The sequence below is a fragment of the Winogradskyella sp. 3972H.M.0a.05 genome (assembly GCF_040493455.1).
In the GTDB taxonomy this organism is placed as follows: Bacteria; Bacteroidota; Bacteroidia; order Flavobacteriales; family Flavobacteriaceae; genus Microcosmobacter.
On the sequence record NZ_JANFDA010000005.1, the window covers coordinates 20,461 to 40,435 of the forward strand.

At 35.8% G+C, this 19,975-nt stretch carries 15 protein-coding genes; 7 read left to right on the top strand and 8 right to left on the bottom strand.

Features of this window, described 5'->3' with window-relative positions; translation table 11 throughout:
- Positions 1 to 144: 144 nt before the first annotated feature.
- Together ftsY and NCE97_RS11000 are read left to right on the top strand one after the other, a co-directional pair.
- Positions 145 to 1,098, top strand: coding sequence for a signal recognition particle-docking protein FtsY (ftsY, locus tag NCE97_RS10995; RefSeq protein ID WP_353779266.1), 954 nt, complete (start codon positions 145 to 147; stop codon positions 1,096 to 1,098).
- A gap of 27 nt (positions 1,099 to 1,125) precedes the next feature.
- On the top strand, positions 1,126 to 1,251 hold the full coding sequence (locus NCE97_RS11000; protein WP_353779268.1) for a hypothetical protein: 126 nt from the start codon (positions 1,126 to 1,128) through the stop codon (positions 1,249 to 1,251).
- A gap of 92 nt (positions 1,252 to 1,343) precedes the next feature.
- On the opposite strand, the gene NCE97_RS11005 is transcribed toward NCE97_RS11000, so the two are convergent.
- A complete protein-coding gene (locus tag NCE97_RS11005; RefSeq protein WP_353779270.1) occupies positions 1,344 to 2,414 on the bottom strand; it encodes a fibronectin type III domain-containing protein in 1,071 nt (356 codons plus the stop codon).
- 132 nt (positions 2,415 to 2,546) lie between these two features.
- Between NCE97_RS11005 and NCE97_RS11010 the strand changes: the two genes are divergently transcribed.
- Complete coding sequence (locus tag NCE97_RS11010; protein ID WP_353779271.1) at positions 2,547 to 4,232, top strand: amidase family protein; 1,686 nt, start codon at positions 2,547 to 2,549, stop codon at positions 4,230 to 4,232.
- Here the strand turns inward: NCE97_RS11010 and NCE97_RS11015 are convergent.
- Positions 4,229 to 5,344, bottom strand: coding sequence for a serine hydrolase domain-containing protein (locus tag NCE97_RS11015; protein ID WP_353779272.1), 1,116 nt, complete (start codon positions 5,342 to 5,344; stop codon positions 4,229 to 4,231). The genes NCE97_RS11010 and NCE97_RS11015 overlap by 4 nt on opposite strands.
- 81 nt (positions 5,345 to 5,425) lie before the next feature.
- On the opposite strand from NCE97_RS11015, the gene rimO reads away from it, so the two are divergent.
- The gene (gene rimO / locus NCE97_RS11020) at positions 5,426 to 6,730 is read left to right on the top strand and encodes a 30S ribosomal protein S12 methylthiotransferase RimO (protein ID WP_353779274.1); all 1,305 of its coding nucleotides are present in this window, start codon (positions 5,426 to 5,428) and stop codon (positions 6,728 to 6,730) included.
- Positions 6,731 to 6,800: 70 nt separating this feature from the next.
- Here the strand turns inward: rimO and NCE97_RS11025 are convergent, their stop codons facing one another.
- Positions 6,801 to 8,816 carry a DUF8740 domain-containing protein gene (locus tag NCE97_RS11025; RefSeq protein WP_353779276.1) on the bottom strand — a complete coding sequence of 672 codons (2,016 nt, stop codon included), beginning with the start codon at positions 8,814 to 8,816 and terminating at the stop codon, positions 6,801 to 6,803.
- Positions 8,817 to 8,830: 14 nt separating this feature from the next.
- Complete coding sequence (locus tag NCE97_RS11030; RefSeq protein ID WP_353779278.1) at positions 8,831 to 9,307, bottom strand: T9SS type A sorting domain-containing protein; 477 nt, start codon at positions 9,305 to 9,307, stop codon at positions 8,831 to 8,833.
- Positions 9,308 to 9,450: 143 nt separating this feature from the next.
- Between NCE97_RS11030 and NCE97_RS11035 the strand changes: the two genes are divergently transcribed.
- The gene (locus tag NCE97_RS11035; RefSeq protein WP_353779279.1) at positions 9,451 to 10,014 is read left to right on the top strand and encodes an RNA polymerase sigma factor; all 564 of its coding nucleotides are present in this window, start codon (positions 9,451 to 9,453) and stop codon (positions 10,012 to 10,014) included.
- A complete protein-coding gene (locus NCE97_RS11040) occupies positions 10,007 to 10,636 on the top strand; it encodes a tetratricopeptide repeat protein (protein ID WP_353779281.1) in 630 nt (209 codons plus the stop codon). The genes NCE97_RS11035 and NCE97_RS11040 overlap by 8 nt, the downstream gene beginning before the upstream one ends.
- Here NCE97_RS11040 and NCE97_RS11045 read toward each other — a convergent pair.
- Positions 10,633 to 13,602 carry a CHAT domain-containing protein gene (locus NCE97_RS11045; protein ID WP_353779283.1) on the bottom strand — a complete coding sequence of 990 codons (2,970 nt, stop codon included), beginning with the start codon at positions 13,600 to 13,602 and terminating at the stop codon, positions 10,633 to 10,635. The two genes, NCE97_RS11040 and NCE97_RS11045, sit on opposite strands and share 4 nt — an antisense overlap.
- 208 nt (positions 13,603 to 13,810) lie before the next feature.
- Positions 13,811 to 16,294, bottom strand: a complete 2,484-nt coding sequence (locus tag NCE97_RS11050; RefSeq protein WP_353779285.1) for a M14 family metallopeptidase — start codon at positions 16,292 to 16,294, stop codon at positions 13,811 to 13,813.
- 85 nt (positions 16,295 to 16,379) lie between these two features.
- Here NCE97_RS11050 and bshC point away from each other — a divergent pair, with 85 nt between their 5' ends.
- Positions 16,380 to 17,981 carry a bacillithiol biosynthesis cysteine-adding enzyme BshC gene (gene bshC, locus NCE97_RS11055; protein ID WP_353779286.1) on the top strand — a complete coding sequence of 534 codons (1,602 nt, stop codon included), beginning with the start codon at positions 16,380 to 16,382 and terminating at the stop codon, positions 17,979 to 17,981.
- Positions 17,982 to 17,985: 4 nt separating this feature from the next.
- On the opposite strand, the gene NCE97_RS11060 is transcribed toward bshC, so the two are convergent.
- Both NCE97_RS11060 and NCE97_RS11065 read right to left on the bottom strand, forming a co-directional pair.
- On the bottom strand, positions 17,986 to 18,972 hold the full coding sequence (locus NCE97_RS11060) for a cadherin repeat domain-containing protein (protein ID WP_353779287.1): 987 nt from the start codon (positions 18,970 to 18,972) through the stop codon (positions 17,986 to 17,988).
- A 21-nt stretch (positions 18,973 to 18,993) separates the two neighbouring features.
- The gene (locus NCE97_RS11065; RefSeq protein ID WP_353779289.1) at positions 18,994 to 19,953 is read right to left on the bottom strand and encodes a hypothetical protein; all 960 of its coding nucleotides are present in this window, start codon (positions 19,951 to 19,953) and stop codon (positions 18,994 to 18,996) included.
- Between the last annotated feature and the right edge of the window lie 22 nt (positions 19,954 to 19,975).

Below are 19,975 nucleotides of genomic sequence, written 5' to 3' on the forward strand. Positions count from 1 at the left end.
ATTTTAGTGTTCGATTTTTAAGAAACTGCTTTCATTTGAAAGCAGTTTTTTTATATCTATATTTGAGCCAAAGCATGACAAGTTTTCAGTTTTAATTTTAGGCAGGAAATTTGTTCTGGAACAAGCAATAATGATAATTAAAGAATGAGCTTTTTTAAAAAAATATTTTCTTCAGAAAAAAAGGAAACCTTAGACAAAGGACTCGAAAAATCTAAAACCTCTTTTTTTACAAAACTGAATAAAGCAGTTGCTGGAAAATCTAAAGTCGATGATGATGTTCTCGATAACTTAGAAGAAGTTTTAGTAACCAGTGATGTAGGTGTTAATACTACCCTTAAGATTATTGAGCGTATAGAAGAACGTGTATCAAGAGATAAATATCTTGGTACTTCAGAATTAAATCAAATCCTAAGAGAGGAAATTGCTGGTCTACTATCCGAAACCAATAGCGGAGAAGACACTGAGTTCTCCATTCCATCAAATAAGAAACCTTATGTGATCATGGTTGTCGGTGTTAATGGTGTTGGTAAAACAACAACCATCGGAAAGTTAGCTTACCAATTCAAGAAGCAAGGATTAAAAGTTGTACTTGGAGCAGCAGATACATTTAGAGCAGCAGCTATAGACCAATTGCAAGTTTGGGCAGATAGAGTAGATGTTCCTATAGTCAAACAAAGCATGGGAAGCGACCCAGCTTCAGTAGCTTTTGATACACTTCAAAGTGCAGTAAATCAAGATGCAGATGTAGTTATTATTGATACTGCTGGACGTTTGCACAATAAGGTTAACCTCATGAATGAGCTAACCAAAGTAAAGCGTGTCATGCAAAAGGTTGTAGACGATACGCCAAACGATGTGCTTTTGGTTCTAGATGGTTCAACAGGTCAAAATGCATTTGAGCAAGCTAAGCAGTTTACTGCTGCCACAGAGGTGTCTTCACTGGCAGTGACAAAATTAGATGGAACCGCAAAAGGCGGTGTTGTAATTGGCATCTCGGATCAATTTCAGATTCCTGTAAAATATATAGGTGTAGGCGAAGGCATTGAAGACCTTCAAGTCTTCAACAAATATGAGTTTGTAGATTCGTTTTTTAAATAAAAAAAGTACTATAAACTTAATTTCTTAATGCTTATAGTACTTTTTGATATTATCGCTTCAGTAACAAATCAATTACACAAATCTTCTACAGATAAAATTATACCAGCCTCTGGATCAGTGGCTGATGCCATAAGCTCACCACTAGGGGCATAAATTTCATAGACAACTTCCTCAGTCCATGAGCCTTCTATGAATTCAAAGATAAGCGTATGAGTGTTACCAGGAACATTAATAATTTGAGTGCCCTACGACCCAGATTGAAGCGTAGCGTTTGTAACCACATCATTAACTGTGACTGTGATTAGATTACCACTCCAACCATCTCCATATAAATCAGTCATTTCAATTGTCCAATCACCAATGTAGCTTTGATCTATTTGGTCACTGGTCACAACTAATGCTTCTGTATACTCGCTATAACCTTCTGAACCACAATTTGCTCTGACGTAAACTTCATAGGTCGAACTAGGAGCTATGTTTTCTGTTAAGATAAAATTGGTATCAGATGTATTTATAACTGTACCAGTGCCTAAGGTAAACCCAACTTCACCGTATTCAACCTCCCAAGCAGTTTCGTTGTTATTGCTCCATTCTATTCCAATTGAACAAGATTCTGTTGAAAAATTATATAAACTTGTTGGTGCAATACAAGATGCTTGTGTGGTAAACGTTGATGGGCCAATGAAATCAGAACTATTAACAGTACAGTTAGATTTAATATAGAAGTCATACTGAGTTGAAGGTGATAAGTTATTTAAATGATAATTAAACTCAGAAGTCGTTATGGTGTTTCCAGTTCCTAAGGTAAAACCAGTTACACCATATTCAATGTCAAATGATACTATAGCATTCTCATTTGTACTATCATTAATATACCACCCTAAGACTGCAGAGTTATCGTCTATATTATAAGCATTTAAATCTATCGGGAATGGACAATCTTCCACAATCTCTTCTTGTGTTGTGAAATTATAAGGACCAACCCAATTACTAAAACTATTGACTCCACAATCAGTTCTTATATAAAAATCGTAACTGGTGTTAGCTGCTAAATTCATTAGTACTGTATTATTACTAACTGTGATTATAATAGTACCATTTCCTTGATTAAACCCTGCTACTCCAAGTTCTATTTCATAAGAGGTGTTTTCACTATTTGATATCCAAGATATATTTGTAGAACTTGTTGTTGTTGAACAAATGGATATGCTAGAAGGGGTGTTGCAATTCATATTTCCGTTATCTGCATTACTATCGCTATTTGAGCACGAATTGAGTATTAGTATAACAGTAAATAATGTTATGATTTTTTTCATAAAATGTAATTAAATTAAAGAGCAAATATAATACAAAGTGTAAGAAAATACTTTAATTTTTAAATTGAAATGAAGGAAAAATATTACTTTTATTCTCATGGCTAATTAGTATTTTTATAAAAAATACTAACCATGCGCTATTATCTTCTTTGCCTAGTCCTTTGTGTCTTTTTTGCCTGTAAAAAAGAATCTTCAAAATCATCTACTACAAACCAATCCAAAACCGAACAATCTGATGAAGTTAAGGTTGACAATAATTCTGGAGCAGAAGATGACCTAAGCGATATTTCTACCAAAGATTTTAGAGAATTTAAGGTGCTGGATTCGGACTATATTAATACAGATGAACTTTGGTCTGTACTTGGGCCTCAAATGGAAGAGTTCTCGCAAGAAGATCATGATGCATTAAGTTCAATGATCCTAGAACAAGATATGTATACAATTCAAAAACATATCTCGGACAAGAATCTTACTTATGAGAATCTGGTGAAATTCTTTTTGTTCAGAATCCAGAAATATGATAGAGAGAATTCAAAATCTTTAAACTCTGTAATAGCTTTAAATCCTAATGTTATAGAAGATGCTAAGCAAGCAGATATTTTGGGATATAGTAACGAAAACCATGCAGTTTTTGGAATGCCAATTCTTCTAAAAGATAACATCAATGCATCAGATATGTCAACTACAGCTGGAGCAATGGCACTCTATGACAATAAAACTTCAGATGCTTTTATAGTTCAGCAACTAAAGGATAAAGGAGCATTAATTCTTGGCAAGGCTAACTTAAGTGAATGGGCTTACTTCTTTTGTGGAGACTGTCCAAGTGGTTATAGTGCGGTAGGTGGACAAACCCTTAATCCTTATGGCAGACGAGCTATCGATACAGGAGGATCTAGTTCAGGAAGTGGCGTGTCAGTAGCAGCAAACTTTTGTGTAGCCGCTGTTGGTAGCGAAACATCAGGATCAATATTATCACCTTCAAGTCAAAATTCAGTCGTAGGACTCAAACCAACGATTGGCTTGCTTAGTAGAAGCGGAATAGTGCCAATCTCATCAACCTTGGATACTCCTGGTCCTATGACCAAAAATGTCATAGATAATGCCATTCTACTAGATGCTATGTTTGGAGAAGATGAGGAAGATTCCAAATCATTCATGATTATGTGGGAGTCTGGATTTTATACAGATGATTTAGAAATGTCTTACCTAAAGGATAAACGTTTTGGAGTTCCTAAGCGGTTGCTAACAGATACGCTATTCGTTGATGCTATCAAAGTTCTGAAAGATAAAGGTGCTGAAATAGTAGAGATTGATGAAGAACAATTAGGCTTACCTAACTTCCTAAGACTGCTAAATCTAGATATGAAAAAAGATCTACCAGACTATATGGAGCATTATGCCAATAAAGATATTTCCTTGCGAAAAGTATCAGACGTTATCAAGTTTAATCTAGAAGACTCAACACGAAGAATGCCATATGGTCAAAGATTATTTGAAGGTATAGCTGCAGATCAGGGAGATTCACTGTTTTTAGAGCGTATAAAGGATACGCTAAAAATGAATGGTAAACAGTATTTCAATGTACCTATGGAACGTCATAAACTAGACGGATTTTTATCCATCAATAATTACCATGCTGGTTATGCTGCTGTAGCCGAATATCCTGCATTAACTGTTCCTATGGGCTATACTGATGAAGGCGAACCTAAAGGGTTAACGTTTATTGCAAAACGACTTCAGGAAAAGCAGTTATTACAATGGGCTTATGTTTATGAGCAAGCCTCTCAAAAGCGTATTCCACCAAAAGGCTATGATTAATTGATTACAGCATTTAGCTTTTCCCAGATCATATTATCAAAACCAGAAGGTCCAAGCTGCATCTCATTAGCAGACTCTCCCAATCGTATTACGACTAGGTTTTCGCTTGGTACAACATACAATTTTTGATCATTAGCACCCAATCCAGCTACCAAATCATCAGGCGCATTTGGGATTAACTTTCCGTTAAATAGCGAAGTGCTTGCTGGCAGTCTGTACGTGTTTTGTCCGTTGAGCCACCATAAATAACCATAAGCTTCATTTAGGTTTTGTGAAGTTGTGGTCATGGCTTCAAAATAATTAGAATCACTGAGTATGACATCATCATCCCAAATACCATTATTTAAGCAAAGCAAACCGAAACGAGCCATGCTTCTTGCGTCACTACGATAAATATTGTTATAACCACTTTGTAACCAGAATCCATTCATGCCAATTCTGTTTTTAAGCTTTTCATTGAAATAATCTTCAAAATCTTCACCGACTGCTCCAGTGACAATACTTTGTGACAATGTATAAGGCGCATTATGATAGTACCAAAATGTTCCTGGCTCATTAAGATAAGTCAGACAATCCCAATCTGTACAGAACTGATTTAATAAATCTGTATAATCTAGACCAGTTGTCATGGTAATATGATGTATTACTTTGATGTTCAACTCTTCCTCAGTAGTAAGACTGGACCAACCTGCTCCCAGATAATCAGATGAACTATTGTTGATGTTTAGAAGGCTTTCTTGTTGGGCTATTCCAACTGTAAAAGCGGTCAAAGTTTTTCCAGCCGAAGCCCAATACCAAAAATCGCTTTGTTGAAAATCACCAAAATACCATTCAATAGCAATTTTTCCATCTTTCAATACAATAAAAGCATTGGTGTCATTATCATCGAGTAGATTAAATAAGTCATCAATAGCAGATGTATTCCAATTTATGGATTCTAATGAAACCGTTTCCCAAGTGTTTGAGCCAATAGGAGGGAAATAAAGGTTATTATTCTCTTCTTGTTCAATTTCTTCAGTGTTTTGATTTGTATTGGAGTCGTCTGACTGAGAACAACTAAGGAATGAAATCGAGAATGAAAGATATATGAATAGAATTCTTTTTAAAAACATACCATTAGGTTTGGTTTTAAGACCTTTAAAGGTAAAAAAGGTTTAATTAAGATTGTATCTTTGCATCCACTAAAAATAGGTATGCGTACAAAATCACGAAAGAAGAATAAGATCAATGTTATCACACTAGGCTGTAGCAAGAATGTGTATGATAGTGAAGTGTTAATGGGGCAACTTAAGGCCAATGGTAAAGAAGTTGTACACGAAGAAGAAGGCAATGTTGTTGTAATAAACACTTGTGGTTTTATCAATAATGCCAAAGAGGAAAGCGTGAATACCATTTTGGAATACATGCAAAAGAAGGAAGAAGGTGAAGTAGACAAGGTCTTTGTAACAGGTTGTTTGAGTGAGCGCTATAAGCCAGATTTAGAAAAAGAAATTCCGAATGTAGACCAATACTTCGGAACGACTGAATTGCCAGGCTTACTTAAGGCTTTAGGTGCTGATTACAAGCATGAACTTATAGGAGAACGTTTAACGACGACGCCAAAAAACTATGCATACCTTAAAATTGCTGAAGGTTGCGACAGGCCGTGTAGTTTTTGTGCCATTCCTTTGATGCGTGGAAAGCATAAAAGCACACCAATAGAAGAGATTGTTATCGAAGCAGAGAAGCTTGCTGCTAATGGGGTTAAAGAATTGATCTTGATAGCGCAAGATTTAACTTATTATGGATTAGATCTTTATAAGAAGCGAAATCTAGCCGAGCTGCTAGAGCATTTGGTAAAAGTAGATGGTATCGAATGGATTCGTTTGCATTATGCCTTTCCAACAGGATTCCCTATGGATGTACTTGAGGTTATGAACCGTGAGCCAAAAATTTGTAACTACTTAGATATTCCATTACAACATATTTCTGATGCTATTCTGAAGAGTATGCGTCGTGGTACAACAAAAGAGAAAACCACGAAACTTTTAAAGCAATTTAGAGAAGCTGTTCCAGAAATGACTATTAGAACAACTTTGATAGTTGGATATCCAGGAGAAACAGAAGACGATTATCAAACCTTGAAGCAATGGGTTAAGGATATGCGTTTTGAACGCTTAGGTTGTTTTACCTATTCACATGAAGAAAATACACATGCATATACTCTAGAAGATGATGTGCCAGAAGAAGTGAAGCAACAACGCGCCAATGAAATTATGGAAATTCAATCTCAAATTTCTTGGGAATTGAATCAAGAGAAAATAGGCAAGACGTTCAAGGTAGTTATTGATAGAAAAGAAGGAAACTATTTTATAGGGCGTACCGAATTTGATTCGCCAGATGTTGATAATGAAGTATTGATTTCTGCTGAAAATACATATCTTAAGACTGGTGATTTTTATGATGTGAAAATTATTGATGCTGCAGATTTTGATTTATATGGTGAGATTTCTCAATAAATGATATTCAAAAAGGCTAGCGATATCACTAGCCTTTCATAACATTATCCACTAAACCAGAATTAAATCGCTAATTCTTTTTATCCACTTCTACTTGTAATGGATTCTCTAAAGCCCATTCATCAATTCGGACTCCAGTAACTTGCCAACTTACTTCAATATTTGGTTCGCTAGTTTTTATAATAAATGTGTTAGTTTCAGAATCAATCTGCTCCCAGATCACTGCTTGCGCAAAAGATTTATCGAGTACCGTTAATTGATATTTGAAATATCCATTTAAGGCACTCATGTAGTCAGGTAATTGCACTTCATAAAACCCATCTTCATTGGTTGTTATGTTACCACTGTATATATTCATACGTTCATTGCTCTCAATAGAGTTATGGTATAAGAATTGTTTTTCAGGATATACTGGATGATCAATTTTGAAGGCTTTTGCTGGTGCCGAAATTGAGGTTGTAACCGTGAGATCTGTGATTACTGCTGTACCAGCCGTAAACGAAGTAGGAACGAATAGTGTTCCAATTTCTCCGGTTAAAGCCTCCACATCACCACCTATAAGAAGATCTGAGGCTATATCTACATTACCTTCAAAAACACCAGCAAATTCTGTAGGATCTGCAGGAATTACTCTAAGTGCACTTGTTCCAAGACCAGTTGCAGAGGAGGTAATAAGTACAGCCGAATCAGTAAATGTTCCTGCGTTAGCTAAATCAAAATGAGCAACTCTACCTTTATCTGCTGCAATAGAAGCATCTTCTTGTTCTACAAACAAGGCCGTTCCTGTATCTATGGCAACAATATCTGCTGATACGATATGCACACCATTACCCATACCTTCATTGAGTACCTCTACAGCTGCACTAGTATTGGTTAGATTGTCTACTCTAAAATAGCCAGCATTACCAAAACCAGAATGCAGGGCCAATATACCTGGTTCTGTATTACTGTCGCCTCCAATTTCTGTATTACCTATTGTGACGTTTAAACCAGCGCCTTTACCATTGGTTATAATATTTACAGCAGGACTCATATTTAATTTTCCAACAGGTTCATCCATTAGAGAAAATGTTGCAACACTGCCAGTTCCCATGTTTATCGTTTCTAGCGTAGAGGCTCCATTAGCATTATTGTCTTCTGTCATAATTGATACTACCGTGCCGGTTCCCAATGTTGAAGCAAATAATGTATTGTCCGCATTAGCCGCACTTGCATTGACGAAAAACGCACCTTTGCCAGGGCCTCCATTATCTAAGAAGAATGCAGTTCCTGTTCCTGCCTGACTAATACTTAAGGCATTGCTTCCATTTGCAGGATTTCCGTTAAAAATATCCAGACCAATTCCAGTACCTGTATTTTCAATAAAAATCCCTTTACCTGTGCCAGAATGCAATATATCTAAACCATTACCAGCACCACAATGAAAGCCATAAAAAGCTGAAGCAGTTCCTAAGTTACTTGCCCAAATACTGTAAGCATCACCTTCTGCTAAACCAAAAATAGAGGTTTGACCAGCCAGCGAAGACCCTTCAACATATAAGCCTGTATAATCTGGATCGCCAAAGATTTCGATACCACGACTATCAGTAGCTAAGATTTCCACAGAACCTGCATCAACATTAATCGTTCGACCACCGCCTGAGACCAAACCCTCATCATAGGCTTGGTCTAGGGTGTTTCCTATTTCCACGGTTTTGGAGTGGAGTGCATATGGAACACTTATCAGTTCATTTGTTCCAGTAATGGTATAGTTAGTTCCACCAGCAGAATCTGTTTCTACTTTGATAAAGTATGGTCCGTTTTCCCAGTCAATGGTGGTAAAATCACCAGACACTAATACACCTGTGCCAATATCAATACTTATTAGACCATTGGTATTGGTTGTTGGTGTGTGTGTTTCTACAAAAACTGCTGTTCCAGTAGCAGATGTTTCCAAAATGCTTACTTGCATACCTACTGTAGTATTCATCAATAAATCTCCGCCACCATCTCTTATTACAGCTTGGTAGCTTACTTTTTGTGGTGCTTGGGCAAAAACAATACATGTATTAAATAATACAAAAAGAAGGGTAATTATATTTTTCATGATAAAGGTGTTTATTATTGTTTTATGATTTTAAAGGTTTTAAATAGTCTAGTGCCTTGCATCACTGACAAGAAATATGTAGATGCAGCATAATCATCAAGATGAATTTTGGTGGTTTTAGATGTGATATTCTTGGATAGCAATAGCTTTCCTGTGTTGTCCATCACTTGATACATTAGGTTATCCAAAACCTGATCTCCAAGATCCAGCTCAATATGATTTATGGTTGGGTTAGGATATACTTTGGCTAATAGATTAATAGTATTTATTGGACCTGTACTCAAGGTAGGTTCTATAAAAGGTTGTTGTAAACCTTCAATAATAAAACCAGACCCACTACTTACAGTCATGTAGCTGACTTGTCCTATAGAATAACTTACACTGCCATTACTTCCGGTGGCGTCACCTCCAGCAGATACTGTATTGCTTTGAGCACTTATTGTCAAAGCAAAAAAGAATGACATAACATAAAGCGTAATTTTTATTTTCATAGTGATTAAAATTTAAGTTCATTGTTTAGTCAACCCTCAAATTCACTTTGTAACCTCTTTTCGTATTTTTTTTGATATTTTTATTACAAACCTCATTCTTTAATTGACTAAGTATTAAAGCAACGTTTTCAGATAAAGAGCTATTGAACCTAATTTTGGATGGTAAAGTGAGTCGCAATAAGGCTTTGCGACATATTTATTCTGGGAATAAAAACAAGGTTTATGCCTACATCTTATCAAATAGCGGAAATGAGGATGATGCCAAAGATGTCTATCAGGAGAGCATCATAGCGTTTTACGAAAATGTTAGAGATCAAAAGTTTAAAGGGCAAAGTGCAATAGGAACATATATTTACAGCATAGCAAGGTTCAAATGGCTCAATAAATTAAAAAGTAAGGCAGTGTCTGAAAAGCATCATGAACAATTAGAAACTGGTGAAGAATTTAGCAAAACCCCTTTAGCCAGTTTAATTGAAGAGGAATACAGAGCACAAATTATGGAAGTTCTGGGAGCGCTGGGTGAATCCTGCAAGCAATTGCTTATCGATACCATTTACTATGATAAATCCATGAAAGATATTGTTGAGGAGAGGGATTTTACCAATGAGCAAGTTGCCCGAAACAAGAAGTATAAGTGTATGAAGAAATTAAAGAACTTAATTATAGAGAGACCTCAATTAATAAAGATTTTGAAACATAATGACTGAGGAAGAACAAGAGAAGATAGCACATCGCATTATCGAAGAAGCTGGTCGATTGGATTTGAAGCAAACGCTCGATGAGTTTGATGAAGACACACCTTATCGGAATAATAAAGGTGTGGTTTCACTTTGGGTAAAACAAAGCCTCAAAGTTGCTGCTATATTTTTAGTGGCTTTTGGTATTTATCATTTTGGTTTTAATAGCACAACTCCAAGTGAATTATATGAATCGTATTATACGATTTATGATGCGCCAAGTGCTATTAGAGGAGAAGAGGATAATCAACAGCCAAATTGGAATAAAGCCTTAGAATATTATAAAGCGAAAAATTTTAATGACGCTAATGTATATTTCGAAAGGGCAAAAGGAGAAATCCCAGAGTATCAATTGAACTTTTTCTCAGCATCCACATTTTTAGCAATGGACAATGTTGAGAAAGCTTTAAAAGGATTCAATGAAGTTCTTGAAACTGATAATGACTACAATCAACAGGCAAAATGGTATAAAGCATTATGCTTGATAAAGCTTGAAGATATTGAGACTGCTAAGAAGATTCTCAATACAATAATTGCGGAAGAAGGCTATAAGAGTGATGAGGCAAAGCAAATTCTAAGTGCTTTAGACTAAGCTGCTACTATGGTCTGCACTCTTAGGTACCTTATAATTAAAAAGATTAAAAGAATTATACCGACTCCATACAGCACATATCTAAACTTTGAAGGTTTTGATAATGCTTTGGTATTTCCGGTAAGTTTGAAACTACTCCAATAGTAAGGGGTTAACTGTTCTGGATTGGCCGTGCTTAGAAACGAGATTTTCGCTTCTTGTAAGGCGATGTCTTTTGGTTTTCCAGCTTTCAATCCTTGCAAAAAGGACTGCGTTAATTTAGATGAAGCTTCATCATCTACAGTCCATAGAGTAGATAATAATGATTGACTTCCGGAATATTGAAAAGCACGTTCCAAGCTCAATATGCCTTCACCTTTAAGAAGTTTACCAGTTGCAGTATTGCACGCGCTAAGAATCACCAATTGCGCAGGAATATTGAGATTGTATATTTCATAAGTATGTAAAATCCCATCGTCAGTTTCAGAAGCGTTAAGATAGAGTTTCGATAGCAAAGGTTGTTGGTCTTCTACATCACCATGCATTGCCAAATGTAAGATGCCAGAAGTATCAGATATGGATTTTATTCTAGCTTCAGAAGCTTCAACACCAATAAAGCTTTTACCTCCAAAAAGACCTTGTGCATTGGTGATTTCTTGTTTTGTATGAACAAGATTCGCAAGCGTTTTGCGGCTTTCATTATAGATTTGATTTTTATAATCTGGAGCAAACCCTACATAATGAAAGTTAGAATTTTTGGAAGTTTCAGTAATCCATTTTATAGATGCTGAAGGGCTGTATGAAATTGACTTGCTTTTAATGAGATATGGAAGCGATTTGTAGTTTCTAGATTGTTCATCATTAGTATTAGTCAATAAAGCTTCAAATGGAATATAAGAAAGCATTCCGTCCGGGATTATAATGAGCCTTGATAAATCATCAGAACTTGAAACTTCCTCCTCAACAAGCATTTTATAAAGATTATGACCTAAATGGCTATAGGTATTGAAGGCTAATTCAGGATCATTAATAAAGGAGTCTTTAGTGTTAATTAGATTGAAAAACCGTTTTAATTCAGTATTTAGATCTGCAACATTAGGAATAGATCTTACATTGATGTGCTTTTTGGAAATTGAAAATACATAAGTATCAGTACTTCCTGAAAAGTAAGAAATGAGTAAGGTGTTATCATCTAAAACCACTTCTCGTATGTCAGCTATTGAAACGGGTTCAATATTATGCTTTAAACTGAAGTATTCCGGATAGTCAACCTTTATAGTATTCAATAAAATATCATAATCGTTCTGTTTCGCTGCTAGGTCTTCGCGCCAAAGGTCTAACATCTTTTGCCTCAAAGCTGCACATCTATTTTCTTCGTTAGCAATTTTACCCTTCAGCAAGTTTATAGTGTTAAGCAATTCCTGTTCTTTTTTAGTAACCTCATTAGGAACATTAGCGAAGGAAATTTCGGTTTCGTTTTGAAGCGCAGCTAATAACAAAAGGCTTTTGTTTTTTTCTGAAAACGTAAATGCTTCTTCAAGATATGTGTCATCATTAGTATTCTCATGAAGCTGCAGAGCAAGCGCAATACTCTTCTCAACAATATCACTTACTTTATTAGTCCAGAATAGGCGAGACGCCTCAGACATCTGACCATTTTTTACATCTTCTAGTACAGCAATAGCAGACTTATAAGTATCAAAGGCAGCCAGCAGGTCTTTTTGATTATTCGTCTTTTTAAATAGTGATTTTAATAAATCTGCTTTAGCAGAAAGGGATTCAAAAAGATAGTGATGAGATTGAATAGTCATCTCAGTTGAAGGGTTGTCGTATAACGAACTGCCTTCCATCTCTATAACCAAAATATCTATAGCGTCCTGATAACTTTTTAAGGCATCTTCTATATTACCAGAAGAACCAATTGCCCTGGCTACGAAATTTTGACACGCTCCTGTAACCACATGGTTTTTGCCAAAGGTTCTTTCGCGCCATTGATAAGCGTTATTGTAATATTGTATTGCAGAGTTATAATTGCCCATATTCGATAAGCTATCACCTTTTTTTATGTCAGATTTACTAATGTCATTATCTATCAGCTTTTCACCAGCAGTAGCCATATCAAAATACTTCAAAGCATTAGGCTTATCATCCAGTTCCCAATACATGTCGCCAATAGCTTCGTTGAGATATCGCATGTAACGATAATCTGGTTCATAGACTTTTGACCAAACTTTATGAGCTTCTAAGAAACGGTCCAAGGCATCTTGATATTCTAACTTTTCATAATGAATGGTGCCCAAATGATAGTTACAAGTAGCAATGTTTAAATGATCTGGTTTTAGCCATTGCGAGAGCTCATCATATTCTTGTTGATAGTAGGCAAAAGATTTATCAAAGTCACCTAGAACACGTGTCATGTTTCCAAGATTTTTGAGCATTTCCGCCCTATAATAGCGTTGCTCTTTATTGAGATACTTGAATGCATTTTGAAGATTCTCAACAGCTTTGTGTGTATTACCACCTTTATCGGTCACTAAAAACTGAGCATGGTAATATCTGGCTTTATTAATGCTGTCTGAAAATGAGGCGTTCAGTACTTGCTGTTCTAATGGGGCAATTAGTTGATGATATTCTTCATCTTTTCTAACAAAAGCATAGCTTTCTGCCACCAACATCTTAAAATCAAGGGTTTCATTATCGCCAAGGATTTTATTTAGCGAGTCAGCTTTCAGCATCGCCCTATGAGAACTACTCTTTTTAAAGATATTTCTATAGAGTTTGTATTGCCATACATAAACATCTTTGAGTGCCTCGTTTCGTACAGAATCACAGGTTTTGAGATGCTTGGTAATTGCTAAAGCCTCGTTATAGCTTCCCTCAATGTATAAGTCTTCTATAGCTTCTAACTCAGATTTTACATCACAGGATTGACTATAACCAAATAATGGATAGCTAAGGGTAAGGACTATCGCGATGAATCGCTTCATCAAAAAGTTGATTTTAAAGAGGTTGCCTAGTAAAGATAATAACTCAATCGCAAATATTTACAGAGATGTGACTTTTTAATACCACATGAGTCTTAAAAAAAGAAAAGCAATGACATGGACTTTATAGAAAAGAACAAACTCAAAATCTTCTTAGTGGTATTTTATACGCTCTTCTGTACTCTTCTATATTGGTTATTCTTCTAGAAGCTTATAGCTCAAAGGCATTATTATTTACAAAGAATATGGCATTGGTAAGGAACAGCTTGCCGTTTTCCCAAAAGCTTCTAAACATTACGTCATCTACAAAGTAGATAATACTTCCACTTCCAACACGTTCTTCACCAAAAATGAGAGAATTAGGAAGGTTTTTAAAAGCTTTCTCACCCACAAAACCTGAAACTTTTACTGGCTTTGCATCCAAATAACCAACATTATAATTATTGTTGCCTAATTGTTTATAAGATCTTCTTCCAATTTTAAGCGTATAATAATGATCTGGATAACCAAATGCCAATGGATGTGTATTGTCCAATGACGTTTTGAAGACAGCACCAGTGATTAATTTTTTTACATTTTCTCGCTCTCTATTTGCATAAGGTACCTTATTAATAGTGTCCTGCTTTCGGTCTTCTTTTATAGATTTTAAATTGAATCCTTTTTTGTCAGCAAAAGAACTGATAGCGTTACCAAAGGCGATTACTTTTCCGCCTTTAGCAATCCAACTCTTCAATTTTTTTAATCCGCTCTCATTCAAAATACTGGAGTAACTACCATTTGGCATAATGAGTACATTGTATTTGTTCAAATTTACTCTACCAAAATGTTCAGAGTTAATTGATGTCACAGGATATTTTAATTGCTGCTCAAAGAAATGCCATAGTGCACCATAATTAAGAGAGGAAGTATACTTTCCAGAAAGGATAGCAACCTTTTGTTTGTTTACTAATTTTATATCTGGAGATCCAAAGTCTGGTCCACTTGTCGCAAAACCAGAATACAGCGGATGAATCTTTCTTGAAAATTTATTGGCAGCAGCAACTATAATTGCATCCAAATCTTGTTTTTTAGGATTATCACCTTTCGTAATGATTAGTGAACCACGATCAAATTCTTTTCCTTCTTGAGTAAATGGTTTTTCAGTAAAACGGATTTTTACCCCTTGTTTTAATAAATCGGCCAAAAATTTCGCATCAGTCAGTGAATTCCATTCCAAAGCATAACCAATTGCACTAGTATCTACACTATTACTTACACTAGTAGCTTTTGCAGCAGATCCTCTTACTTTTTTGGTGCTCGCAATAGCTTTTAATCCATAAGCATAAGGTAAACTCCAAGACGTAATATCATAAGTGAGGGAGTCGCTCAATTTGGTATTTGGCTCAAACAATACCTTCACCATTTTCCCTTTTGGTTGATCCGAATGGACTACAAGATCATTAGAAGTTGTATTCATAGAACCTTGTTGCATCGTACTATAATTGTAACCAGAAGCGGAACCATTTCGCGCACTTTCGTAAGAGATTTCATGAGCGTCTAGTAGAGATTTTAAAGTTTCAATTCTATCAGCATTACCTTGAAGGACATAACTTTTATACTTCAAATTAGAATTATCAAAAAACTTCTTGAATTCCGTATTTAAAGACTTTGCATTCTTTGAAGAAATCTCTACAGTTGATAATCCAGTTGTGGTATGATGCGCAATTCTATCTTTTAAAGTTAGAATTATACCTTCATCATTAAGAATTCCTAAACCACTTCGACCATGACCAGCTTGCTCGTAAGTCATACCAATGGCTCCCATAAAAGTTGGGTAAGTGTCTCCATAACTTGGATATAGAAGATCGAAGCGCTCTCTTGTAAAGTACAACCAACCTTCTTTATCAAAATACTTAGCATGGTTTTTTCCTATTTGAGTTTGGAAATCTCGTTGCCAATCGGAAATAACTTCATGAAATGGTTCAGCAGCAGGAGCAAAATAATAAGGCTCATTAATACCTTGCTCATGAAAATCCACATGTATGTGAGGCAACCATTTATTATAAACTTTTAATCTAGAAGCGCTTTCTATTTGTGATGCCCAAGCCCAATCCCTGTTGAGGTCAAAAAGATAGTGGTTTGGTCTTCCGCCTGGCCAAGGCTCGTTATGCTCCGAAGCTTGTTGGTCGATATCATAAGGTTTGCTTGAGGTTTCATTAAACCAGTTGGCATAGCGATCGCGGCCATCTGGATTTACACAAGGGTCAATGATAACCACAGTGTTTTCTAACCAACTCTGATTTTCGGTCAATAACCTGTAAAGTGTACTCATTGAAGCTTCAGTAGCTGATGCCTCATTACCATGTACATTATAACTCAACCACACTATCGCTATATCTTTTCCGGAAGCATTACCTTTTATAATTCCGGTATTCTTTAGATTGTTTTCTCGTATAGTTTCAAGATTTTTAATGTTTTCTTCTGAAGACACAAAAGCTACAGTTAACGGTCTACGCTCATAAGTCTCACCATAATTTTCAAGCTTTACTTGAGCGCTGTTGGTCTTAGCAGCATGCTTGAAATAATCTATAACTTGATGATGTCTAGAGAATTGAGAGCCCAAATCGTATCCCAGAAATTCTGAGGGAGATTGTAATTGAGCAAAAGAAATAAGACTAATAAAGAAAAGGACGATGCTTAGAAATCTTGTGTGCATAATCTGATTTTGATGAAAACCGAATATAACAAATTTTTAAGACTATAAGTAGTATCTTTAGCCACTTTAAAAAGTAGAACGATTTATGTCATTACAGTCCATAGATTTTAAAGATACTGGGTACTTCTCATCATTAATGAATGATTATTTAGATGAGTTAGAATCCCTAAAGCCGTTCTACAATCGTTTTCCAAAACTGGAGAACTTCAAAGACCAAATTGAAGAAAAAGAATCTTCATTCAAAACAGACCATCGAACAGTTTTAGTAGATGCTTTGAAGCGACAATATAAAGATGTAGATGCTTCAGAAAAGACATTACAAAATATTGAAGCCTTAGCCAAAGCGAAGACATTTACGATTACCACTGGTCATCAGCTCAATCTATTTACAGGGCCACTTTACTTTTTATATAAAATAGTGTCTGCCATCAGTCTTTCTGAAGCATTGAAAGCAGAGCATGCTGGGTACAATTTTGTGCCTATATATTGGATGGCTAGTGAAGATCATGATTTTGATGAAATCAATTTTTTCAATTTCAAAGGAAAAAAGATACAGTGGAATAGAGAAGCTTCAGGTGCTGTTGGAGAATTATCTACAGATGGACTGGAAGCTGTATTTAATATCTTAAGCCAGGAGTTTGGTAGTTCTCAAAATGCTGAAACGCTTAAGCAGTTATTCAAGAAGGCGTATTTAGAGCACGATGATTTAGCCAAAGCTACTATGTATTTAGCCAATCAATTGTTTAAAGAGTATGGGCTGGTTATTGTTGATGCAAACGATTCTGAGCTGAAGCGTTTATTTATTCCTTATGTTGAAAATGAACTTGTAGAGCAAACGTCTTTTAATGTCGTTCAAAATACTTCTGAAGCTTTAAGAAGCTTGTCTTCATCTTATAAAATTCAGGTTAATCCGCGAGAGATTAATTTGTTTTACCTCACAGAAAATTTACGTGAGCGCATCATTTTTGAAGACAATCAATTCAAGGTTAATAATACGAGAATAGTATGGTCCGAGAGTGAACTTTTAAAGGAAGTGAACACTTATCCTGAACGGTTTTCTCCAAATGTGATCATGCGTCCTTTGTATCAAGAAGTAATATTACCAAATCTCTGCTATATAGGTGGCGGAGGAGAGTTGGCTTATTGGTTGCAACTCAAAGCTTTCTTTGACAAAGTTGAAGTGCCATTTCCAATGTTATTGTTGCGTAATTCTGTGTTGATTCAAACGCAACAACAACAGCAGAAACTTCAAAAGTTGAACATCTCGCTGAAAGATATTTTCCTCAAACGAGATGGTTTTATCAATAAGAAGGTAAGAGAGATTTCCAATATCGATATCGATTTTTCATCTCAACGAGAACACCTAGAGGAACAATTTAAAGCCATGTACGAATTGGCTGAGCAAACGGATAAATCATTTATAGGTGCAGTAGCTTCACAAGAAAAAAAGCAAATAAAAGGTTTAAATCACCTTGAAAAACGATTGCTCAAAGCGCAGAAGAAAAAACTGGCAGATGAGGTGTCGAGGATGACTGAGCTACAAAACCAATTATTTCCTAATGGAAGTTTGCAAGAGCGCTACAATAACTTCTCTGAACTTTATCTAGAGTATGGGAATGCACTTATCCCAAAATTGATGAGTTCATTAAACCCTTTATCTGGCGATTTTTCTATTATTACGCTTTAACAAGCTAATCCCATTGTTTTTGAGTCGTGCTAAGACCTTGATACATGACTACGAGACCACCAGCTGCGGCATTGTCTTCTTTGTTGAAGAAATCGGAAGCAGCACAAGCATTACTGTAAACATTTGTACCTTCAATACGTTTATAGCCCATACCATCGGACTCACAAACACCTAAATAACCTAAAGCACTGGTAGGTGTGTTATTCCCTTTTAGAACAAAAAAGCGATCACCATTTTCATGAGTTGGCAATGTAAAACCAAGATCATAATATCCGTTGGCAATATCTGTTTCCGATATCTTTACTTTTGCATTTTCTATTGGAGGAACTGCGCCACCAGTCTGATTGACATAGGCATGATATTTAAAGGCAAAAACATAGCTGCCAGAAGGAATAGTCAATGAATTATTATTTATTATGGTAAGCCCTTGATTAATTGCTGGTTCCGTTTGGATATCATCATCGTATTGACCATCTGATGTGCCAAGTTTTGTCACCTCATTGAGACTAGACGCAAGTATGTTGTATTCGTCTTCAGTTATAAGGACCCAGTTTCCAATGTCTGTATCTAAATAATCTTGCTCGGAATCAGTTAACCGGAATGCAATATCATCCAAGTCGTTGATGTTAATAACTACACTAGCTTGAGCTACTTCATCAGTACTACTCACTTGGACAGTAGCCTCTATGGTTTGGTTTATTTCATAATCAAATGCACTGGCATCAGATATAGAAATATTTCCTGTTCCTATATCTATACTCAAAGCATTTGACGGATTTTGAGATAAAATAGCGAAAGATGCTTCCATGTTAGCCTCAATGGTACCTAAAAATTCGCCACCAATTGGATGTTCATCAATTGTGGTCATAAAATCTTCTGCAATGAGCTGTTCCATTGGTTCTCCAGAAACGGCATTATCATTGTCGCTACAGTTCGCTAGTACAAGAACTAAAATAGCCACTAAACCAAGTTTATTTAAGAAAGTTTTCATGATTATCAAAGATAAAGAATTCTAATCCCATTGCTTCTGGGTTGTGCTAAGTCCTTGGAACATAATCAATGCAGAATTGGTGCCACCATTGGTATCGAGGTTTGTGGCATTATTGTAAGAATAATAGTAATCGGTATGTTCGTCTATAACCTTGTATCCCAAATTCATGTTTCTGGTATGGACTGCCAAATAACTTGTTTGGGTAGTTGGTGTATTGTTCCCTTTGAGGATATAATAATGATCTCCGAGAAATGTTATAGCAGGTAAGGGGCCGCCAAAATTTTCATAAGCTCCAGTCACGGTATCACTAGAGATTTTTATCTGAGAATCATTATCGACATAGCCACCAGCAATGTAATATCGGAATGCAAAACAATAGCTTGCAGGAGGAATTGTGACATTATTGTTGTTGGCCATTGTTATCTCGGTATTACCGGCTAATCCTACTTGTAATGCGATATTAGCAAATTCATATTGCTCATCAGTGGTAGAATTCTTGGTGATGTTATTTAATGTGGTCGCAATCAAATTATACTCTTGCTCGGTTACTTTTACCCAATCACCATCATTTGCTGCTATATATAAATTTAGAGAGGTAGTTAATAAGGGCTGAATGCTATCGACAATATCACTAATATTAATGGTGATGTTGGATGTTGCAGAGTTTTCATCGTTTGATAGTGTAATGGTACCGACAATTTGTGCGTTATTTTCATAATCAAAAGCAGAAGGATTGACTACATAAACTTCATTAGTTTCAGTATCAAAACCTATAGCCGAATTATCGATTACAGAAGTAAGGTTCCCTTCTAGATTGGTTGAGATTACTCCTAGGATTTGTCCTAAATAAGGGTTTTCTTCAATGGTGACATTGATATCTGATGCGCTTGCTGTAAAGCCGTCATCATTGTTGCTGCACGATACTATTGTAATAAGAGCGAGTGCAATACATACTGGTCTAAGAAATAATTGATTTTTCATGACATATAGTTTTGTGATTATT